Raw genomic sequence first — 16963 nt, forward strand, 5'->3', positions numbered from 1 at the left:
CCGGGGCGAGCGGCCCATCCGCGCAGTTCCCCGCGCCCCTGGAGGGGCACGGCCCGTGTGGGTGAGGTGGGTTCGTTCGTGCGGCCCGACGGGTGCTGGCCGCGCAGTTCCCCGCGCCCCTGGAGGGGCATGGCCCGTCTTGGTGAGGTGGGTTCGTTCGTGCGGGTCGGCGGGTGCTGGCCGCGCAGTTCCCCGCGCCCCTAAAGGGGCACGGCGGGTGCTGGCCGCGCCGTTACCCGCGCCCCTGGAGGGGTGGCCCTGCGGGCGCCCCTCGCACTCACCGCCTCGTCTTTAGGGGCGCGGGGAACTGCGCGCTCAGCACCCACTGCGCCGCAGTCACAATCCCGCCCAGCTGTCCCACCTAAGGGGCGCGGGGAACTGCGCGGCCAACCCCTACTGGGCCGCAGTATCAGCCCCGCCCAGTCATCCCACCCCTGAGGTTTCTCTCCGACCGCGGAAAGATTCGCAGTCGCAGGGTCCCCCGGGTGTCCGCCCGGCAGCAGCGCGCGCTGGCCCGAGCGGTCAAGAACCCCCCGGAGACGGCTCTGCTGCCCTACGCGTCACGCCAGTCCCGGCCGCAGCGGCTGCCCCGGCCGGTTCCGGAAGGCCCCCGCGGCCTTCCGCGGCCCGCCGCCGCCCAGGTCTCCCAAGGTCCCCCCGGCCCCCGGGCCCCAACCGTCCCCGCCGGTCCGCCGGACCCGCCCCGTCCGTTCATTCTTCGGACGCGGCGGCGTCGTTTCGGAACAGGAACGGCCCGGTGTGCGTCTCTCTCCATGGACGGGACGCGGAGTTGGAACGATTCGGGCTTCGCGACCGTCAAATCTGTAACCACGAGACCACCCCCCGTGCACGTGCATCTGCCCATGCATCTGCATGTGAAGACAGCTATGATCCGGGGCAGTTGACCATTGCATCTATGGCAGCAGACGCCAATGCACCATCGGGGAGCGACCTGTGGACCACGACGTGTACAACGGCATGGCTGCCACGGAGCTGCACGAGGCGGCCTGGCAGAAGAGCCGGCACAGCAACTCGCAGGGCTCCTGCGTGGAGTTCGCCCGCCTGCCCGGCGGGGAGGTGGCCGTGCGCAACTCGCGCTTTCCCGACGGCCCGGCCCTCGTCTACACCCGGGCGGAGATCGAGGCCATGCTCCTGGGCATCAAGGACGGCGAGTTCGACCACCTGATAGCGGGCTGACGGCTGCGGGCCGACGGCAGTGGGCCGACGCCGACATCAGCGAGGGGCGAGCTGAGGGACGCGCGGGCGTGGGCGCGGCGGGTGTATACGGCCTGCGTGCCGTGCGCCTCGCGGCGGCCGACGGCTCCCGACGGCCCGGGGAGCCCGTAACGCGCGTAGAGCCGCGGCGCGAAAAAAGCGCCGCGGCCCGTCAGGCGGAGGGCCCCAGGCGGAACAGCGCCCACACGACCTTGCCGTTGATCGTGTTGGCGAGCGGGTGCCATCCCCAGCCGTCGGCGAAGGACTCGACGAGGAACAGGCCCCGTCCCGACTCGGCCGAGAAGTCGTCGGAGTCGCCCGCGACCGGACTGTCGTGGCTGGGGTCGCGCACCGCGCACACCAGTCTCCCGGTCCACCGCATCAGGTGCAGCCGCACGGGCGGATCCTGGTCGGCGGAGCGGGGGGCGTCCTCGGGCAGCGCGTGCCGCAGCGCGTTGGTGACGAGTTCCGAGACCACCAGGCAGACGTCGTCGAAGCGGTTGCCGACGTCCCACTGGTCGAGCGTGCGGCGGGTGAACTGCCGTGCGTCGCGCACCGCTTCGTATCGCGGCGGGAGGGCGCAGGAGGCCGCGTTGGAGACGGCCGCCGGGTCCAGTGGCGGAAGCCCCTGCCTTAACGGCTCCAGCATGGTCGATCCATTCGTCCCCATGCGAGGCACTCCCGGGGTTCGCGGTCGTTGCGATGCAGCGGTGGCGCGAGACCATCGTTCCGTCTGCGTTCGGCAGATGCAAGGGCAGATGCACGTGCACGCGCCCGAATTGGACCTTCCCATACCGCTTCTTGATACTTTTTTCCGCCATCTCGGCGTCACTTTTCTGGGTCTGGCTTGTCTTCTCCTTGTCGTTTCCTGTGTAACTCCTCTGAAAGCTTGCCGTTTCTGTAACCGAACGAGTACTGCTTGAAGTGTTTTAGTGGCAGACTGCGGCCCTTGAAGACGGGTTGGGGAGGCTGGCGAACGTGAGCGCGCAGGAGTCGGGATCGGTGGTACGGCGCATGCTGCTCGGCTCACATCTGAGGCGGCTGCGTGAGTCGCGGGGGATCACCCGGGAGAAGGCCGGTTACTCGATCCGAGCCTCCGAGTCGAAGATCAGCCGTATGGAGTTGGGCCGGGTGAGCTTCAAGACGAGGGACGTCGAGGATCTGCTGACGCTCTACGGGATCGCCGACGAGGCCGAGCGCAAGTCACTGCTCTCGCTCGCCAAGGAGGCCAACGTCGCGGGCTGGTGGCACAGTTACTCGGACGTCCTGCCCAGCTGGTTCCCGACCTATGTGGGACTTGAGGGCGCGGCGGCGACCATCCGTTCGTACGAGGTGCAGTTCGTGCACGGTCTGCTGCAGACCGAGGCGTACGCGCACGCCGTCGTCACCCGGGGCATGAGAAGCGCGAGCGCGGCCGACATCGAGCGGCGTGTGGCGCTGCGCCTCGAACGCCAGAAGTACCTCGTGGCGGAGAGCGCGCCCGAGTTCCATGTCGTGCTGGACGAGGCCGCGTTGCGGCGGCCGTACGGCGACCGCGGCGTCATGCGCGGTCAGCTCCAGCACCTCATCGACATCTCCCAGCGCCCCAACGTACGGCTGCAGGTGATGCCGTTCAGCTTCGGCGGGCACGCGGGCGAGAGCGGGGCCTTCACGGTGCTCAGCTTCCCCGAGTCCGACCTTTCGGACGTGGTCTACCTGGAACAGCTCACCAGTGCGCTGTATCTGGACAAGCGCGAGGACGTCGCCCAGTACGAGAAGGCGATGAAGGAGCTCCAGCAGGACAGTCCGGGCCCCGACGAGAGCCGCGATTTGCTCAGAGGACTGCTCCAACTCAGTTGAAACACCCGTACGATGACATGTGATCAGACCGTGAAGATGCATGGGCTGTTGCCTCGGGCAGCAAGGGATTGAGGGATCACATGTCGTCGTCCTACTTCACCGACCTGGCTCAGCAGTACATCGACGGCCGATGGCGTCCGGGTACGGGGTCCTGGGACATCATCGACTTCAATCCGTACGACGGTGAGAAGCTGGCCTCGATCACGATAGCCACGGTCGACGAGGTGGACGAGGCCTACCGGGCCGCCGCCCGCGCCCAGAGGGAATGGGCGGCGACGAACCCGTACGCGCGGCGGGCCGTGTTCGAGAAGGCGCTGCGGATCGTCGAGGAGCGCGAGCAGGAGATCGCCGAGGTGATCGTCGCGGAACTGGGCGGCACCCGCCTGAAGGCCGGCTTCGAACTGCACCTCGCCAAGGAGTTCCTGCGCGAGTCGGTCAACCTCGCGCTGCGGCCCGAGGGGAAGATCATCCCCTCGCCCGGCGACACCAAGGAGAACCGCCTCTACCGCGTCCCGGTCGGCGTCGTCGGTGTGATCAGCCCCTTCAACTTCCCCTTCCTGCTGTCGCTGAAGTCCGTGGCGCCCGCGCTGGCCCTCGGCAACGGCGTGGTCCTCAAGCCGCACCAGAACACCCCGATCGTGGGCGGCTCCCTGGTCGCGAAGATCTTCGAGGACGCGGGCCTGCCGGCCGGCCTGCTCAACGTGGTGATCACCGACATCGCGGAGATCGGCGACGCCTTCCTCGAGCACCCGGTCCCGAAGGTCATCTCCTTCACCGGCTCCGACAAGGTCGGCCGCCATGTCGCGACCGTCTGCGCCGCGCACTTCAAGCGCTCGATCCTCGAACTGGGCGGCAACAGCGCCCTGGTGGTCCTGAACGACGCGGACGTCGACTACGCCGTGGACGCCGCGGTCTTCAGCCGGTTCGTGCACCAGGGCCAGGTCTGCATGGCCGCGAACCGCGTTCTCGTGGACCGCTCGGTCGAGGCGGAGTTCACCGAGAAGTTCGTGGCGAAGGTGAAGTCCCTCAAGGTCGGCGACCCGAGCGACCCGGAGACCGTCATCGGCCCGGTCATCAACTCCTCGCAGGCGGACGCCCTTTCGTCCGTCGTGAGCCAGGCGCTCGCCGAGGGCGCGACCGCGCTCGTGCGGGGCACCACCACCGACAACCTCGTCGAGCCGACCGTGCTGACCGGTGTGCCCGCCGAGTCCGACCTCCTCCGGCAGGAGATCTTCGGCCCCGTCGCGCTCCTCGTGCCGTTCGACGGCGAGGAGGAGGCGGTACGGATCGTCAACGACACCCCGTACGGGCTGAGCGGCGCCGTGCACACCGCCGACGTCGAGCGCGGTGTCTCCTTCGCCAAGCAGATCGACACGGGCATGTTCCACGTGAACGACGGCACCGTGCACGACGAGCCGCTGGTCCCCTTCGGCGGCGAGAAGTCCTCGGGCGTGGGCCGGCTGAACGGCGAGGGCACGGTCGAGGCGTTCACCACCCAGAAGTGGATCTCGGTCCAGCACGGCCGCAGCGCCTTCCCCTTCTGAGCGGCCCCTGGCTAGTTCTGCCCAGTTCTGGTTTGTTCTGAGTATTTCTGAGTATTTCCGTGCCGACAGATCGGCGCCGGGTCCCGGTGGGCCCGGCGCCCGCGGCGTCTCCTGGCGTCCTACGCTTGACCGCATGTCAGCGATCCGCCTCCTCGTCCTCGGTGCCGTACGCCAGCACGGCCGGGCCCACGGCTACCAGGTGCGCAACGACCTGGAGTACTGGGGCGCGCACGAGTGGTCCAACGCCAAGCCGGGCTCGATCTACCACGCGCTCAAGCAGATGGCGAAGCAGGGAATGCTGATCGCCCACGAGATCGCGCCCTCCACGGTCGGCGGTCCGCCGCGCACGGAGTACGAGATCACCGAGAAGGGCACGGCGGAGTACCTCACCCTTCTGCGCGAGTCCCTGACCTCGTACGACCAGAAGCCGGACGTCCTCTCCGCGGCGCTCGGCTTCGTGGTGGACCTCGGCCGCGAGGAGGCGCTCGAACTCCTGGAGGAGCGGGTGCGGGGCATCGAGGAGTGGCGCACGGCCGTCACCGAGCACTATGTGCCGGACGACGGGCCCGGCCAGCTCGGCCACATCGGCGAGATCATGAACTTCTGGGTCCACTCCGCCGACAGCGGCGCCGAGTGGACGCGCGGCCTGATCCAGCGGATCAAGGGCGGCGCGTACACCTTCGCGGGCGAGGGCGAGCCGTTCGTGGGGGTGCTCTCCGAGGGCGAGGAGAACCCGTATCGCACCGATGAAAGCCTCAGTGATGAAAGCCTCAGTGATGGAAGCCGGTAGCCGCCTCCTTGTCCCTCGTCAGGGGCCGTGACTGGCAGCGCAGCTCGGGCAGCAGGCGGCGCAGGTCCTCCAGGAACAGCTGGGTGAGGTCCGAGGAGAAGCCGTTGCGGCACACCACCCGCAGTACGGACAGGTCCTCACGGTTCGCGGGGAAGGTGTACGCGGGCAGCAGCCAGCCCCGCTCCCGCATGCGCCGGGACACGTCGAAGACGTCGAACGCGGTGACATCCGGAGCGGTGGTGAACGCGAACACCGGCAGCTGATCACCCCGGGTGAGCAACCGGAACTCGTCCAGGGCCCCGATCCGCTCGGCGAGCCCCATGGCGACGTCCCGGGTCGTCTGCTGGACGGCCCGGTAGCCCTCCCGGCCCAGCCGCAGGAACGTGTAGTACTGCGCCACCACCTGGGCCCCGGGACGGGAGAAGTTGAGGGCGAAGGTCGGCATGTCGCCGCCCAGGTAGTTCACCCGGAATACCAGTTCCTCCGGCAGCTCGGCGGGCGAGCGCCACAGCGCCCAGCCGACACCCGGGTAGACCAGCCCGTACTTGTGCCCCGAGGTGTTGATGGAGGCCACCCGCGGCAGCCGGAAGTCCCAGACCAGGTCCTCGTCGACGAAGGGCGCCACCATCGCGCCGGACGCGCCGTCCACGTGCACGGGGATGTCCAGGCCGGTGCGCTCCTGCAACTCGTCCAGCGCGGCGCACAGTTCGGCGACCGGCTCGTACGACCCGTCGAAGGTGGAGCCGAGCACGCCGACGACCCCGATGGTGTTCTCGTCGCACAGCTCGGCAGCGGCCCGCGGGTCGAGGTGGAAGCGGTCGCCCTCCATGGGCACCTGGCGGGCCTCCACCTCCCAGAAATTGCAGAACTTGTCCCAGCAGACCTGCACGTTGACGCCCATGACGAGGTTCGGGCGGGCGCCCGGATACCGGTCCGCGTTGCGCTCGGCCCAGCGGCGCTTGAGCGCCATGCCGGCGAGCATGCACGCCTCGCTCGACCCGGTCGTCGAACACCCGACGGCGGCGGCCGGATCCGGCGCGTTCCACAGATCGGCGAGCATCGCCACGCACCTGCGCTCCAGCTCGGCCGTGCGCGGGTACTCGTCCTTGTCGATCATGTTCTTGTCGCGGCACTCACCGAGCAGTATGTCGGCCTGCGGCTCCATCCAGGTGGTGACGAAGGTCGCGAGGTTGAGCCGGGAGTTGCCGTCCAGCATCAGCTCGTCGTGCACCAGCTGGTAGGCGGTGGAGGGGGCCAGCGGTCCGTCGGGCAGCCGGTGCTGGGGCGGGGCCTCGGTCATGCCGTCGACCGGATTGGCCGCCCCGTAGAAGGGGTTGACGGTCGAGGGGTGCTCGTCGGACTTCGCGGGGCCTTTGTGCAGCGCCATGGTGCCTCCGGTCGTCTGGGCAGAGCCAGGGTTCGAGGGTCCGGAACTCCATCGTGGGCCACCCCTCGCCAAAAGGGGGTAGAACCGGCTCGGCGCGCGAGGGATCTCCCGCTTGCACCTCACGTGACGTGAGGCGTCAGCCTGGACCGCGTACCGAGCGGTGTACGAGAAGACCGTGTACCGAGCGGAGTACGGAGAAGGCCGCGTACCGAGCCGCGTACCGAGCCGCGTACCGAGCCGCGTACCGAGCCGTGTACGGAGAAGAGGGAGCGGAGATCGTGAGCCACCCCGTGGGACAGGTCGCCGGTTTCACCGGAGTGACGGTGCGGACGCTGCACCACTACGACGAGATCGGGCTGCTCGTGCCGAGCGGGCGCAGTCACGCGGGCCACCGGCGCTACAGCGACGCCGACCTCGACCGGCTGCAGCAGATCCTGTTCTACCGGGAGCTGGGGTTTCCGCTCGACCAGGTCGCGGCCCTGCTCGACGACCCGCGGGCCGACCCGCGCGAGCACCTGCGCCGGCAGCACGACCTGCTGACCGACCGGATCGAGAAGCTGCGGAAGATGGCCGCGGCCGTGGAACACGCCATGGAGGCACGCACGATGGGCATCGACCTCACACCCGAGGAAAAGTTCGAGGTCTTCGGGGGCAAGGACCCCGAGGAGCACGCCGAGGAGGCCGAGAGCCGCTGGGGCGGCACGGACGCGTACGCCGAGTCGCAGCGCCGCACCTCCCGTTACGGCAAGGACGACTGGCAGCGCATGCGGGCCGAGACCGCCGCCTGGGGCGGGCGCTACGACGCCCTCATGGTGTCCGGCGAACCCGCCACGGGGGAGCCCGCCATTGACATGGCCGAGGAACACCGGCAGCACATCACCCGCTGGTTCTACGCGTGCTCGTACGACATCCATCGCGGGCTCGGCGAGATGTACGTGTCCGACGAACGGTTCAGGGCGTTCTACGACGCCCTGCGCCCGGGGCTCGCCGAGCACCTCAGGGACGCGATCGCGGCGAACGCGGCACGACACGCGTGACAGCCGGGCCATGACAGTCGGGCAAAGAGTGTCGGGCAAGGAGTGTGGGTCAAGGAGTGCCTGGTAAGGGGCGCCCGCATTGGCGGACACCCCTTACCCGGCACCCCTTACCGACCGGTCGCGCTACTCCTTGACCATCACCACGGCCGTGCCGTACGCGCACACCTCCGTGCCCACGTCCTGCGCGTCCGTCACGTCGAAGCGGAACATCAGCACGCCGTTGGCGCCCCGTGCCCGTGCCTGCTCGACGAGCCGTTCCATGGCCTGGTTGCGGGTCTCCACCAAGGTCTTGGTGAGGCCCTTCAACTCGCCGCCGATCATCGACTTCAGCCCCGCGCCGATCTGGCTGCCCAGATGCCTGGAGCGGACGGTCAGCCCGAAGACCTCACCGATGACCTGCTCGACCCGGTAACCGGGTACGTCGTTCGTCGTCACGACCAGCACGTCGGGCGCAGGGCCCTGACCGCCGCCGTATTCTTCGATACCCATGGCCCACAGCTTTGTCCCAGTCGGGGCACAGTGCATCCTGTAGGAGCCGGTGGAACCTGGTCAGTCCGTGGCGCGTTGATAACTTTGGTCGGCCACACCTTCGCCCGCCGCCGCATCCACCACCCCTCAGGAGCCCGGAAACGTGACGACGCTTGCCCTTGGCCCAAGCTGGTTGGATCCGGACTACCTGCTGGACTCGTTCGGCATCTGGGGCCTGCTCCTGATCGTCTTCGCCGAGTCGGGCCTGCTCATCGGCTTCTTCCTGCCGGGTGACTCGCTGCTGTTCACGGCGGGCATGCTGATCACCGCCGGCACCCTGGACTTCCCGCTGTGGGCCGCGATCGCGCTGATCTGTGTCGCCGCGATCCTCGGCGACCAGGCGGGCTACATGTTCGGCAAGAAGGTCGGCCCGTCGCTCTTCACCCGGCCGGACTCCCGCCTCTTCAAGCAGGAGAACGTCACCAAGGCACACGAGTTCTTCGAGAAGTACGGCCCGAAGTCGCTGGTGCTGGCCCGTTTCGTGCCGGTCGTGCGCACGTTCACGCCGATCATCGCCGGCGTCAGCGGCATGAAGTACCGCTCGTTCCTGACCTTCAACGTGATCGGCGGCGTCCTGTGGGGCGCGGGCGTCACGGCGCTCGGGTCCTGGCTCGGCCGCATCGAGTTCGTCCACAAGAACATCGAGCCGATCCTGCTCCTGATCGTCTTCATCTCGGTGGTCCCGATCATCATCGAGTTCCTGCGCGCCCGCGGAAAGTCCAAGAAGAACGGCGCGGACGGACCGGCGGCCGAGCCCCAGGCCGGTCACGCCCCGCAGGCGGCCCCCGTCATGGACGACCGCACGGCCCAGCTCCGCCAGATCCCGCAGCCCCACCAGAACGGCTACGACCAGCGGTACGGTCCCCAGCACGGCCAGGACCAGGGTTACGGCGACCAGGGCGGCCGGCAGCACGACCAGTACGGCAACCAGAACCACGGCCAGAACCAGGACTACTACCAGCAGCAGCCATACGGGCAGGACCAGAACTACGGCCAACAGCAGTGGCAGTACCCCGAGGAGCAGCAGCAGTACCCGCAGCCGTACCAGCAGGGACAGCACGGCCAGCACCAGCAGGGTCAGCACGGCCAGCAGCAGTACCCGTACGGCCAGGAGTATCCGAGGAACTGACCGGGTCTCCCCGCGCGCCGGGGGGTGCCGCGAAGGGGGGCGCGCGGGGAACCGCGCGCGCCCGCCTAGAACCCTCGGGTCCGCTTCGCCGCGCGCCGCGCCCCCGCCGCGGCCCCCGGCAGCCGCAGGAACAGCCGCGAGATCTCGGACCCCAGGTTCATCCCGATCGCGATGGCCATCGCGAGGGCCGCGGCCTTGGAGAGCTGCACAAGGCCCTGGTCGACGTCGTTCTGGGCGATGGCGAGCAGCCCGAAGTACGTGGCGGAACCAGGCAGCAGCGGCCCGATCGCGGCGGTCGTGTACGGCAGCGCGGAGGCGAAGCGGTAGCGCGACATGAGCTGTCCGAAGAGCCCCACCAGACCGGCGGCCACCGCCGTCGAGGCGACCGGCGAGATCTCGCCCGCGTAGTGCATCGCGCCGTACACGCTCCACGCGACCCCGCCGTTCAGGGTCACGATCAGCACGGTCGAACGTTCCTGCTGGAGCAGCACCGCGAAGGCGAGCGTCAGGAGCATCGACGCGCCGATCTGCCACAGCGGCCGGTTCGTGGACAGCAGGGCCGCGTCCGGGTTGAGCTCGGCGCCCAGCGTCACGCCGAAGTACAGGATCACCAGGACGCCGATGACGATGCCGACGTAGAAGTACATGACCTCCAGGAGCCGGGCCGACGCGGTGATGTAGTAGCCGGTCAGTCCGTCCTGGACGCCCGCCACGAGCGCCCGTCCGGGCAGCAGCGCGAAGAGCCCACCGGTGATCACCGCGGACGCCCGTACGTCGACGTGCGCGACCGTGAGCGCGGCCCCGATCGCCGCGGCCGGCATCGCGGCCACCGTGAACTGGTAGAACTCCGGCAGCCCGCGCCCGGCGCACAGCCACGCCAGCCGGTCGCCGAGCATCGCGCCGACGACGGCCGCGACGAACACGATGAGGTCACCGCCGACGAGCACGGAGGCCGCGCCCGCGAGCAGCCCGGTGGCGAGCGTCAGCACCCAGCCGCTGTACGGGTGCCGGTTGCGGCGGATCTCCGCGAGCCGTCGGTAGGCCTCTTCAAGGGAGACCTCGGTCTCGTCGTCGCTGATGTCGTCGACGAGCTGGTACACGGCCGCCAGCCGCGTGTAGTCGGTGCCCCGGCGCCGCACGGTCCGCGACGCGGTCACCGGGTCGTCGACCAGCGACGGCTGGTACGAGATCGACAGCAGGGTGAAGGTGACGTTCGGCTCGCAGCGGTCGAGGCCGTAGGAGCGGCAGACGGCGAACATCGCCGCGTCCACGTCCTCGGCGCCCTCCCCGCCCGCGAGCAGCAGCTCGCCGACGCGCAGGGTCAGGTCCAGGACGCGCGGCACGGCGGGGCCCTCGGCCTCGGACTTCTGCACGGTCTCGGGCACGGGCCGGTCGGCGACCGGCATCCGCAGCATCGTGCGCATCCGGTCCTGCCAGGGGGCGTCCTTGATGAGGTCGACCCGCGGTATGCCCGCCGGGGGCGTGAAGGCGGGCGCGTCCCTGGAGCTGTACGTCCTCGGCATGCTGAACGCCGACCCCTCGGAGGGATCGGCGGCGGGCGCCTGCGGCACGCCGTAGCCCTTGGGCAGCGCGAACTCGGACGTGGTCGAGGACTCCTCCTCGACCGGCGGGGCCTGTGTGACCACACCGCTCGGCGGTACGAAGGCGCTGCGCGCCTCGTCCGACTGCGGTTTGCGGTCCTCGGCGTCCGATTCCGTCACGTACTACTCCTGCTACTCCTGGTTTGCACATCCAGTACGCCCCAGTATGCGCACCGGTACACAAACGGGCCGCGCGACCCGGTCGGGGTCGCGCGGCCCGCAGGACACAGACGGATCAGTGACCGCCCGCGTCCTTCGCGCGCTTGTACGAACGCTCGATCTCGGCCTCGGCGTCCGTGCGACCCACCCAGTTGGCGCCCTCGACGGACTTGCCCGGCTCCAGGTCCTTGTAGACCTCGAAGAAGTGCTGGATCTCCAGACGGTCGAACTCCGACACGTGGTGGATGTCCCGCAGGTGCTCCACGCGCGGGTCGTGCGCGGGAACGCACAGCAGCTTGTCGTCGCCGCCGGCCTCGTCCGTCATACGGAACATGCCGATCGTGCGGCACTGGATGAGGCAACCCGGGAAGGTCGGCTCGTCCAGGATGACCAGCGCGTCCAGCGGGTCGCCGTCCTCGCCGAGGGTGTTCTCGACGAAGCCGTAGTCGGCCGGGTAGCTGGTCGAGGTGAAGAGGCGACGGTCCAGACGGATCCGACCGGTCTCGTGGTCCACCTCGTACTTGTTCCGTGAACCCTTCGGAATCTCGATCGTGACGTCGAACTCCACCGGTGACTCCTCCATGATCAACACATAGTTCTGGTGGTTAAGTGTCCCTCACGCAGGTGTGTGATCGCGAAAGGGGCTGGTGGTCGTGCCGGAGCTGAGGTCCTGGCGGGCCGCGAGACCGCATGTGGCGCGGGTCGCGCGAGCCGTGCGACCGCGTCTCGTCCGGGCGGCGGAAGCGGTCAAGCCCCCGCTCGTACGGGCGGCGGAAGCTGTGAAACCACCGCTCGTCCGGGCGACCGAAGCCGTGAAACCGCTGGTCAAGCGGCCGTCGACCGTGCAGTTCACGACAGGCGCCGCCGCCCTCGGACTCGTCGTGGCGGCCACCGTGGTCACCGCGGCCGGACCCTGGGACTCCACCGGTCAGCGTACGGCGGAGCGCGACTGGGCCGCATCGCGGGAGCGCGCGGGTGGCGCAGATCACGGCGCGGTGTCCGGTGCGTCCGGCAAGGAGCCGGCGCCCGCGCCGAGCGCGGTGTCGGTGCTCGCGGGCGTCGGCGGCGCCGTGGGGTCCGCGCCGTCGCCCTCGGAGAAGGCCCTGAGCGGCGTTCTGGGGCCGCTGCTCGACGATCCCGCGCTCGGCGGCGGCCGGGCGGGCGCCGTCGTCGACGTCGCCACGGGCAAGCGCCTGTACGGGAAGGGCGCGGACGCCGCGCGCACCCCGGCCTCCACCACGAAGATCGCCACGGCCGTGGCGGCGCTCACCGCGGCCGGCCCGGACCACCGCATCGCGACCCGGGCGGTCCTGGAACCCGGCACCGAGGAGGTCGTCCTCGTCGGCGGCGGCGACCCCACGCTGACCGCCCGCAAGGACGCGGCGGGCAACGCGAGCCTGCGCGCCCTCGCCGACGACACGGCCCGCGCGCTCAAGTCGCGCGGGACCGCCAAGGGCGAGAAGGACGCCAAGGGCGAGAAGGACGGCAAGGGCGACAAGGGTGCTGAGGTCGCCGAGGTGACGCTCTCGTACGACACCTCGCTGTACGCGGGCACCGCCGTGCACCCCATCGGCGCGGACAACACCAACCTGGCCCGGGTCACCGCCCTGATGGCCGACGAGGGCCGCCTGGACGACTCCTCCAGCGGGCCCGCCGACCGCAGTGCGGATCCGGCGGGCGACGCGGCCCGGAAGTTCGCCGACCTCCTCCACGAGCGCGGCATCAAGACCACGGTCCCCGGCACCTCGAAGGCGTCGGCCCGCGCCAAGACCCTCGCCACCGTCAAGTCGCCGCCGCTGTCTGCGCTCGTCGAACGCATGCTGACCAGCAGCGACAACGACATCGCCGAGGCCCTCGCGCGCCAGACCGCCCTCGCGGCGGGCGAACCGGCGAGCTTCAAGGGCGGTGGCGCGGCCACCCGCGAGCAGTTGAAGAAGCTCGGGCTGCCGCTCAAGGGGGCGAAGTTCGCGGACGGCAGCGGGCTGGACCGCGCGGACAAGCTCACCGCGGACCTGCTCACGGCGCTGCTGGCGAAGGCGGCCGACCCGGACCGCCCCGAACTGCGCCCGGTCCTCACGGGCCTGCCCGTGGCGGGCTTCACGGGCACGCTCAGCAAGCGGTACGCGGGACGGCCCGGCACCGGCCTCGTCCGGGCCAAGACCGGCACGCTGACGGGCGTGCACACCCTGGCGGGCACGGTCGTCGACACCGACGGCCGCCTCCTGGCGTTCGCCTTCCTCACCGAGTCCGACCCGCCCGCGAACCCGGCGACGGCCCAACAAACCCTGGACGACCTGGCCTCAAAACTGGCAACCTGCGGCTGCGACTGACCAGCAGCCCGACGCCCCTCCAGGGGCGCGCCGTAGGGGCGCGGGGAACTGCGCGCTCAGCGCCGGCGGACCCGCAGGTGATGGTCAGGGCGGTACCCCGGCGGGGCGAGGTCGACGATGCACCCGGCGGCAACGGGCGAGGGGGCGTGCGCCCGTAAGGGGCGCGGGGAACTGCGCGCTCAGCGTCGGCGGACCCGCAGGTGATGGTCAGGGCGGTACCCCGGCGGGGCGAGGTCGACGACGCACCCGGCGGCAACGGGCGAGGGGGCGTGCGCCCGTAAGGGGCGCGGAGGGCGCCCCCGGACGTCGCCCCCGCGAACGCACCCCACCGGCCCACCCCTGCCCCAAGCGCCAGCGCTCACGTACGGTTGGCAGCATGACGAGCATCCGTGGTGCCGAGATGGTCGACTGGAATCTCGCGGTGGCGACCGCGACCCGACTCGTACGGCCGGGCCCAGAGGTCAGCCGCGACGAGGCCAGGGCCGTCGTCGCCGAGCTGCGCCGGCATGCGAAGGCGTCGGAGGAACACGTCCGCGGCTTCACGAGGATGGGCGGCGACGACCTCGACGACACCCCCGTACTCGTCGTCGACCGCCCCGGCTGGGTCCGGGCGAACGTCGCCGGCTTCCGGGAGGTCCTCAAACCGCTGCTCGACAAGATGCAGGAACGTCGCGGCAGCTCCCCGGGCGGAGCCGTCCTCGGCGCCGTCGGCGGCAAGGTCACCGGCGTCGAGCTGGGCATGCTGCTGTCCTTCCTGTCCTCCAGGGTCCTGGGCCAGTACGAGACGTTCGCCCCGGCCACCCGGGAACTGCCCGCCGGGCAGAACGGCGGCGGCAGGCTCCTCCTCGTGGCGCCGAACATCGTCCACGTGGAGCGCGAACTCGACGTCCAGCCCCACGACTTCAGGCTCTGGGTCTGCCTCCACGAGGAGACCCACCGCACGCAGTTCACGGCCGTGCCCTGGCTGCGCGACCACCTCGAGGGCGAAATCCAGTCTTTCTTGGGGGAGACCGAGGTCGACCCCATGACCGTCCTGGAACGCGTCCGCGAAGCCGCCCAGTCCCTCGCCGGCGGCCGGCCCGAGAGCGAGGAGGGCGACGAGGGCCGCTCCCTCGTCGAGATCGTGCAGACTCCCGCCCAGCGCGAGATCCTCGGCAGGCTCACCGCAGTCATGTCGCTCCTGGAGGGCCACGCCGACTTCGTGATGGACGGCGTGGGCCCGGCGGTCGTCCCGTCCGTCGCCGAGATCCGCGAGAAGTTCCAGCAGCGGCGCGCCCGCGGCGCCTCCCGCCTGGACCTCGCCCTGCGCAAGCTGCTGGGCCTCGACGCGAAGCTGCGCCAGTACCGGGACGGCGAGCGCTTCGTCCGCGCGGTCGTGGGAGAGGTCGGCATGGACGGCTTCAACCGCGTGTGGACCTCGCCGAACACACTTCCCACCAAGTCGGAGATCGCCAAACCGGCGGACTGGGTCGCGCGGGTGCACCGTAAGGCAGAGTCGTGAACTGAATTCGGCCGACGGCAGGTGAACGCCCCTCCAATCACCCGTCCGAGGGACCGTGGGGCATGGGTAGGCGTGCAATGCTCGGGGAACGGCCCGGCCCTGTCACCATCGACACACTCTGAGTGACCGAACCCGGGCTCACCCCCCGACAATTTCATGAAGGGAACCGGACATGGGTCCCCATCCTGCGGTCGCGGCGATACGCCTGGCGGTCCGCCGCGTACTCCACGACGTCCTCACCGATCACGCCCCCGGACGCGCCCCCGGCCAGGCCCCCGACGCGCCCTCGCGCGCGCCGCTCGTACTGGTCGCGTGCTCCGGCGGCGCCGACTCCATGGCCCTCGCCTCCGCCCTCGCCTTCGAGGCGCCCAAGCTCGGCGTCCGCGCCGGCGGCGTCACCGTGGACCACGGACTGCAGTCCGGGTCCGACCTGCGCGCGGACGAGGTCGTCCTGCGGCTCACCGAGCTCGGACTGACCCCCGCCGAGTCCGTCGCGGTCACCGTCGGCCGGGAGGGCGGACCCGAAGCCGCCGCCCGCGACGCGCGGTACGCCGCTCTGGACGCCACCGCCGAGCGGCACGGAGCCACCGCGGTCCTCCTCGGGCACACCCGCGACGACCAGGCCGAAACCGTCCTGCTGGGCCTCGCCCGCGGCTCCGGGACGCGCTCCCTGTCCGGCATGGCCGCCGTGTCCGGCGGGCCCGGCGCCGACCGCCGCTACCGCCGTCCCTTCCTGCACCTGGACCGGCAGACCGCCCGCAAGGCCTGCATGGTCCAGTCGCTGCCCGTCTGGGACGACCCGCACAACGCGGACCCGGCGTACACCCGCTCCAGGCTGCGCCACGAGGGGCTGCCCGCCCTGGAGAAGGCGCTCGGCAAAGGCGTCGTCGAAGCACTGGCCCGTACGGCCCAACTGTCCCGCGACGACGCCGACGCGCTGGACGCCTGGGCCGGCCGCGCCGAGGACTCCGTACGCGACGCGGCGGGTCTCCTGGAGTGCGCCAAGCTGTACGCCCTGCCGCCCGCCGTGCGCCGCCGCATCCTGCGCCGGGCCGCCATCGGGGCCGGGGCGCCCGCCGGTTCGCTGTTCGCCCGGCACATCGAGGAGATCGACCGGCTGATCACCGGCTGGCGCGGCCAGGGAGCCATCAACCTCCCGGGCAAGGTCGTCGCCCAGCGGCAGGGTGGCAGACTGGTGATTCGGCAAGGCTGAAAAAGAGTCGCCCCTCGGGCGGCGACTTTCCCGGAGGGCAACCCCTTCGGGGAGCGGACCCTCTTCGCCGGGGGACCGGGAGGCAGCCGGTGGGACGACCGAAAGTGATGCGGGTGGACGCGAAAGACCTGGGCACCGACCTCAAGTCGGTGCTCATCACCAAGGAAGAGATCGACGCGAAGCTGGCCGAGCTGGCCGCGAAGATCGACGCGGAGTACGCGGGCAAGGACCTGCTCATCGTCGGTGTCCTCAAGGGCGCCGTGATGGTCATGGCGGACCTGGCCCGGGCCCTGTCCACCCCCGTCACCATGGACTGGATGGCCGTCTCCTCGTACGGGGCGGGCACCCAGTCCTCCGGCGTGGTGCGGATCCTCAAGGACCTCGACACCGACATCAAGGGCAGGGACGTCCTGATCGTCGAGGACATCATCGACTCCGGTCTGACGCTGTCCTGGCTGATCTCCAACCTCGGCTCCCGCGAGCCCGCGTCCCTCAAGGTGTGCACGCTGCTGCGCAAGCCCGAGGCCGCGAAGGTCGCGATCGACGTGGAGTGGGTCGGCTTCGACATCCCGAACGAATTCGTCATCGGATACGGCCTCGACTACGCGGAGAAGTACCGGAACCTCCCGTTCGTCGGTACGCTCGCGCCCCATGTCTACGGCGGCTGAGGCACCCTGGACGGGTGACTCC

At 70.3% G+C, this 16963-nt stretch carries 15 protein-coding genes and 1 pseudogene; 11 read left to right on the forward strand and 5 right to left on the reverse strand.

From position 1 onward, the window contains the following. Window positions 1-437: 437 nt before the first annotated feature. Together K3769_RS24385 and K3769_RS24390 are read left to right on the forward strand one after the other, a co-directional pair. Window positions 438-566 (forward strand): annotated as a pseudogene (locus K3769_RS24385) (30S ribosomal protein S18); the annotation flags it as partial. Between the two features lie 388 nt (window positions 567-954). Further along, on the forward strand, window positions 955-1197 hold the full coding sequence (locus K3769_RS24390) for a DUF397 domain-containing protein (protein ID WP_079103477.1): 243 nt from the start codon (window positions 955-957) through the stop codon (window positions 1195-1197). Between the two features lie 190 nt (window positions 1198-1387). Here the strand turns inward: K3769_RS24390 and K3769_RS24395 are convergent, their stop codons facing one another. Next, window positions 1388-1885, reverse strand: coding sequence for an ATP-binding protein (locus K3769_RS24395; protein WP_267028476.1), 498 nt, complete (start codon window positions 1883-1885; stop codon window positions 1388-1390). Between the two features lie 332 nt (window positions 1886-2217). Between K3769_RS24395 and K3769_RS24400 the strand changes: the two genes are divergently transcribed. From K3769_RS24400 to K3769_RS24410, 3 genes are all read left to right on the forward strand, one after another. Continuing rightward, a complete protein-coding gene (locus K3769_RS24400; protein ID WP_493660840.1) occupies window positions 2218-3054 on the forward strand; it encodes a Sco1979 family transcriptional regulator in 837 nt (278 codons plus the stop codon). Window positions 3055-3134: 80 nt separating this feature from the next. Beyond that, window positions 3135-4598 carry an aldehyde dehydrogenase family protein gene (locus K3769_RS24405; protein WP_267028477.1) on the forward strand — a complete coding sequence of 488 codons (1464 nt, stop codon included), beginning with the start codon at window positions 3135-3137 and terminating at the stop codon, window positions 4596-4598. Window positions 4599-4731: 133 nt separating this feature from the next. Next, window positions 4732-5388: a PadR family transcriptional regulator gene (locus tag K3769_RS24410; protein WP_267028478.1), complete on the forward strand. Its 657-nt coding sequence runs from the start codon at window positions 4732-4734 to the stop codon at window positions 5386-5388. Here K3769_RS24410 and gad read toward each other — a convergent pair. Then, window positions 5369-6775, reverse strand: a complete 1407-nt coding sequence (gad, locus tag K3769_RS24415; RefSeq protein WP_267028479.1) for a glutamate decarboxylase — start codon at window positions 6773-6775, stop codon at window positions 5369-5371. The genes K3769_RS24410 and gad overlap by 20 nt on opposite strands. Before the next feature lie 278 nt (window positions 6776-7053). On the opposite strand from gad, the gene K3769_RS24420 reads away from it, so the two are divergent. Beyond that, complete coding sequence (locus K3769_RS24420) at window positions 7054-7812, forward strand: MerR family transcriptional regulator (RefSeq protein WP_267028480.1); 759 nt, start codon at window positions 7054-7056, stop codon at window positions 7810-7812. 123 nt (window positions 7813-7935) lie between these two features. Here K3769_RS24420 and K3769_RS24425 read toward each other — a convergent pair whose 3' ends face one another. Next, window positions 7936-8301, reverse strand: coding sequence for a YbjQ family protein (locus tag K3769_RS24425; RefSeq protein ID WP_210881799.1), 366 nt, complete (start codon window positions 8299-8301; stop codon window positions 7936-7938). Between the two features lie 142 nt (window positions 8302-8443). Between K3769_RS24425 and K3769_RS24430 the strand changes: the two genes are divergently transcribed. Further along, on the forward strand, window positions 8444-9469 hold the full coding sequence (locus tag K3769_RS24430) for a DedA family protein (protein WP_267028481.1): 1026 nt from the start codon (window positions 8444-8446) through the stop codon (window positions 9467-9469). A 65-nt stretch (window positions 9470-9534) separates the two neighbouring features. On the opposite strand, the gene K3769_RS24435 is transcribed toward K3769_RS24430, so the two are convergent. Together K3769_RS24435 and K3769_RS24440 are read right to left on the reverse strand one after the other, a co-directional pair. Next, window positions 9535-11190, reverse strand: coding sequence for a threonine/serine exporter family protein (locus K3769_RS24435; RefSeq protein WP_267028482.1), 1656 nt, complete (start codon window positions 11188-11190; stop codon window positions 9535-9537). Window positions 11191-11305: 115 nt separating this feature from the next. Further along, complete coding sequence (locus K3769_RS24440; RefSeq protein WP_107018199.1) at window positions 11306-11797, reverse strand: inorganic diphosphatase; 492 nt, start codon at window positions 11795-11797, stop codon at window positions 11306-11308. 79 nt (window positions 11798-11876) lie between these two features. Between K3769_RS24440 and dacB the strand changes: the two genes are divergently transcribed. The 4 genes from dacB to hpt all read left to right on the forward strand — a co-directional run bounded on the left by dacB (window position 11877) and on the right by hpt (window position 16941). Further along, window positions 11877-13559 carry a D-alanyl-D-alanine carboxypeptidase/D-alanyl-D-alanine endopeptidase gene (gene dacB, locus K3769_RS24445; protein WP_267028483.1) on the forward strand — a complete coding sequence of 561 codons (1683 nt, stop codon included), beginning with the start codon at window positions 11877-11879 and terminating at the stop codon, window positions 13557-13559. Between the two features lie 376 nt (window positions 13560-13935). After that, window positions 13936-15060, forward strand: a complete 1125-nt coding sequence (locus K3769_RS24450; protein WP_267028484.1) for a zinc-dependent metalloprotease — start codon at window positions 13936-13938, stop codon at window positions 15058-15060. 172 nt (window positions 15061-15232) lie between these two features. Then, the gene (tilS, locus tag K3769_RS24455; protein WP_267028485.1) at window positions 15233-16273 is read left to right on the forward strand and encodes a tRNA lysidine(34) synthetase TilS; all 1041 of its coding nucleotides are present in this window, start codon (window positions 15233-15235) and stop codon (window positions 16271-16273) included. Between the two features lie 107 nt (window positions 16274-16380). Continuing rightward, window positions 16381-16941 (forward strand): hypoxanthine phosphoribosyltransferase, encoded by a 561-nt coding sequence (gene hpt / locus K3769_RS24460; protein ID WP_267031522.1) that lies wholly within the window; start codon window positions 16381-16383, stop codon window positions 16939-16941. Window positions 16942-16963 lie beyond the last annotated feature (22 nt).

Source organism: Streptomyces ortus, from assembly GCF_026341275.1.
GTDB lineage: Bacteria > Actinomycetota > Actinomycetes > Streptomycetales > Streptomycetaceae > Streptomyces > Streptomyces ortus.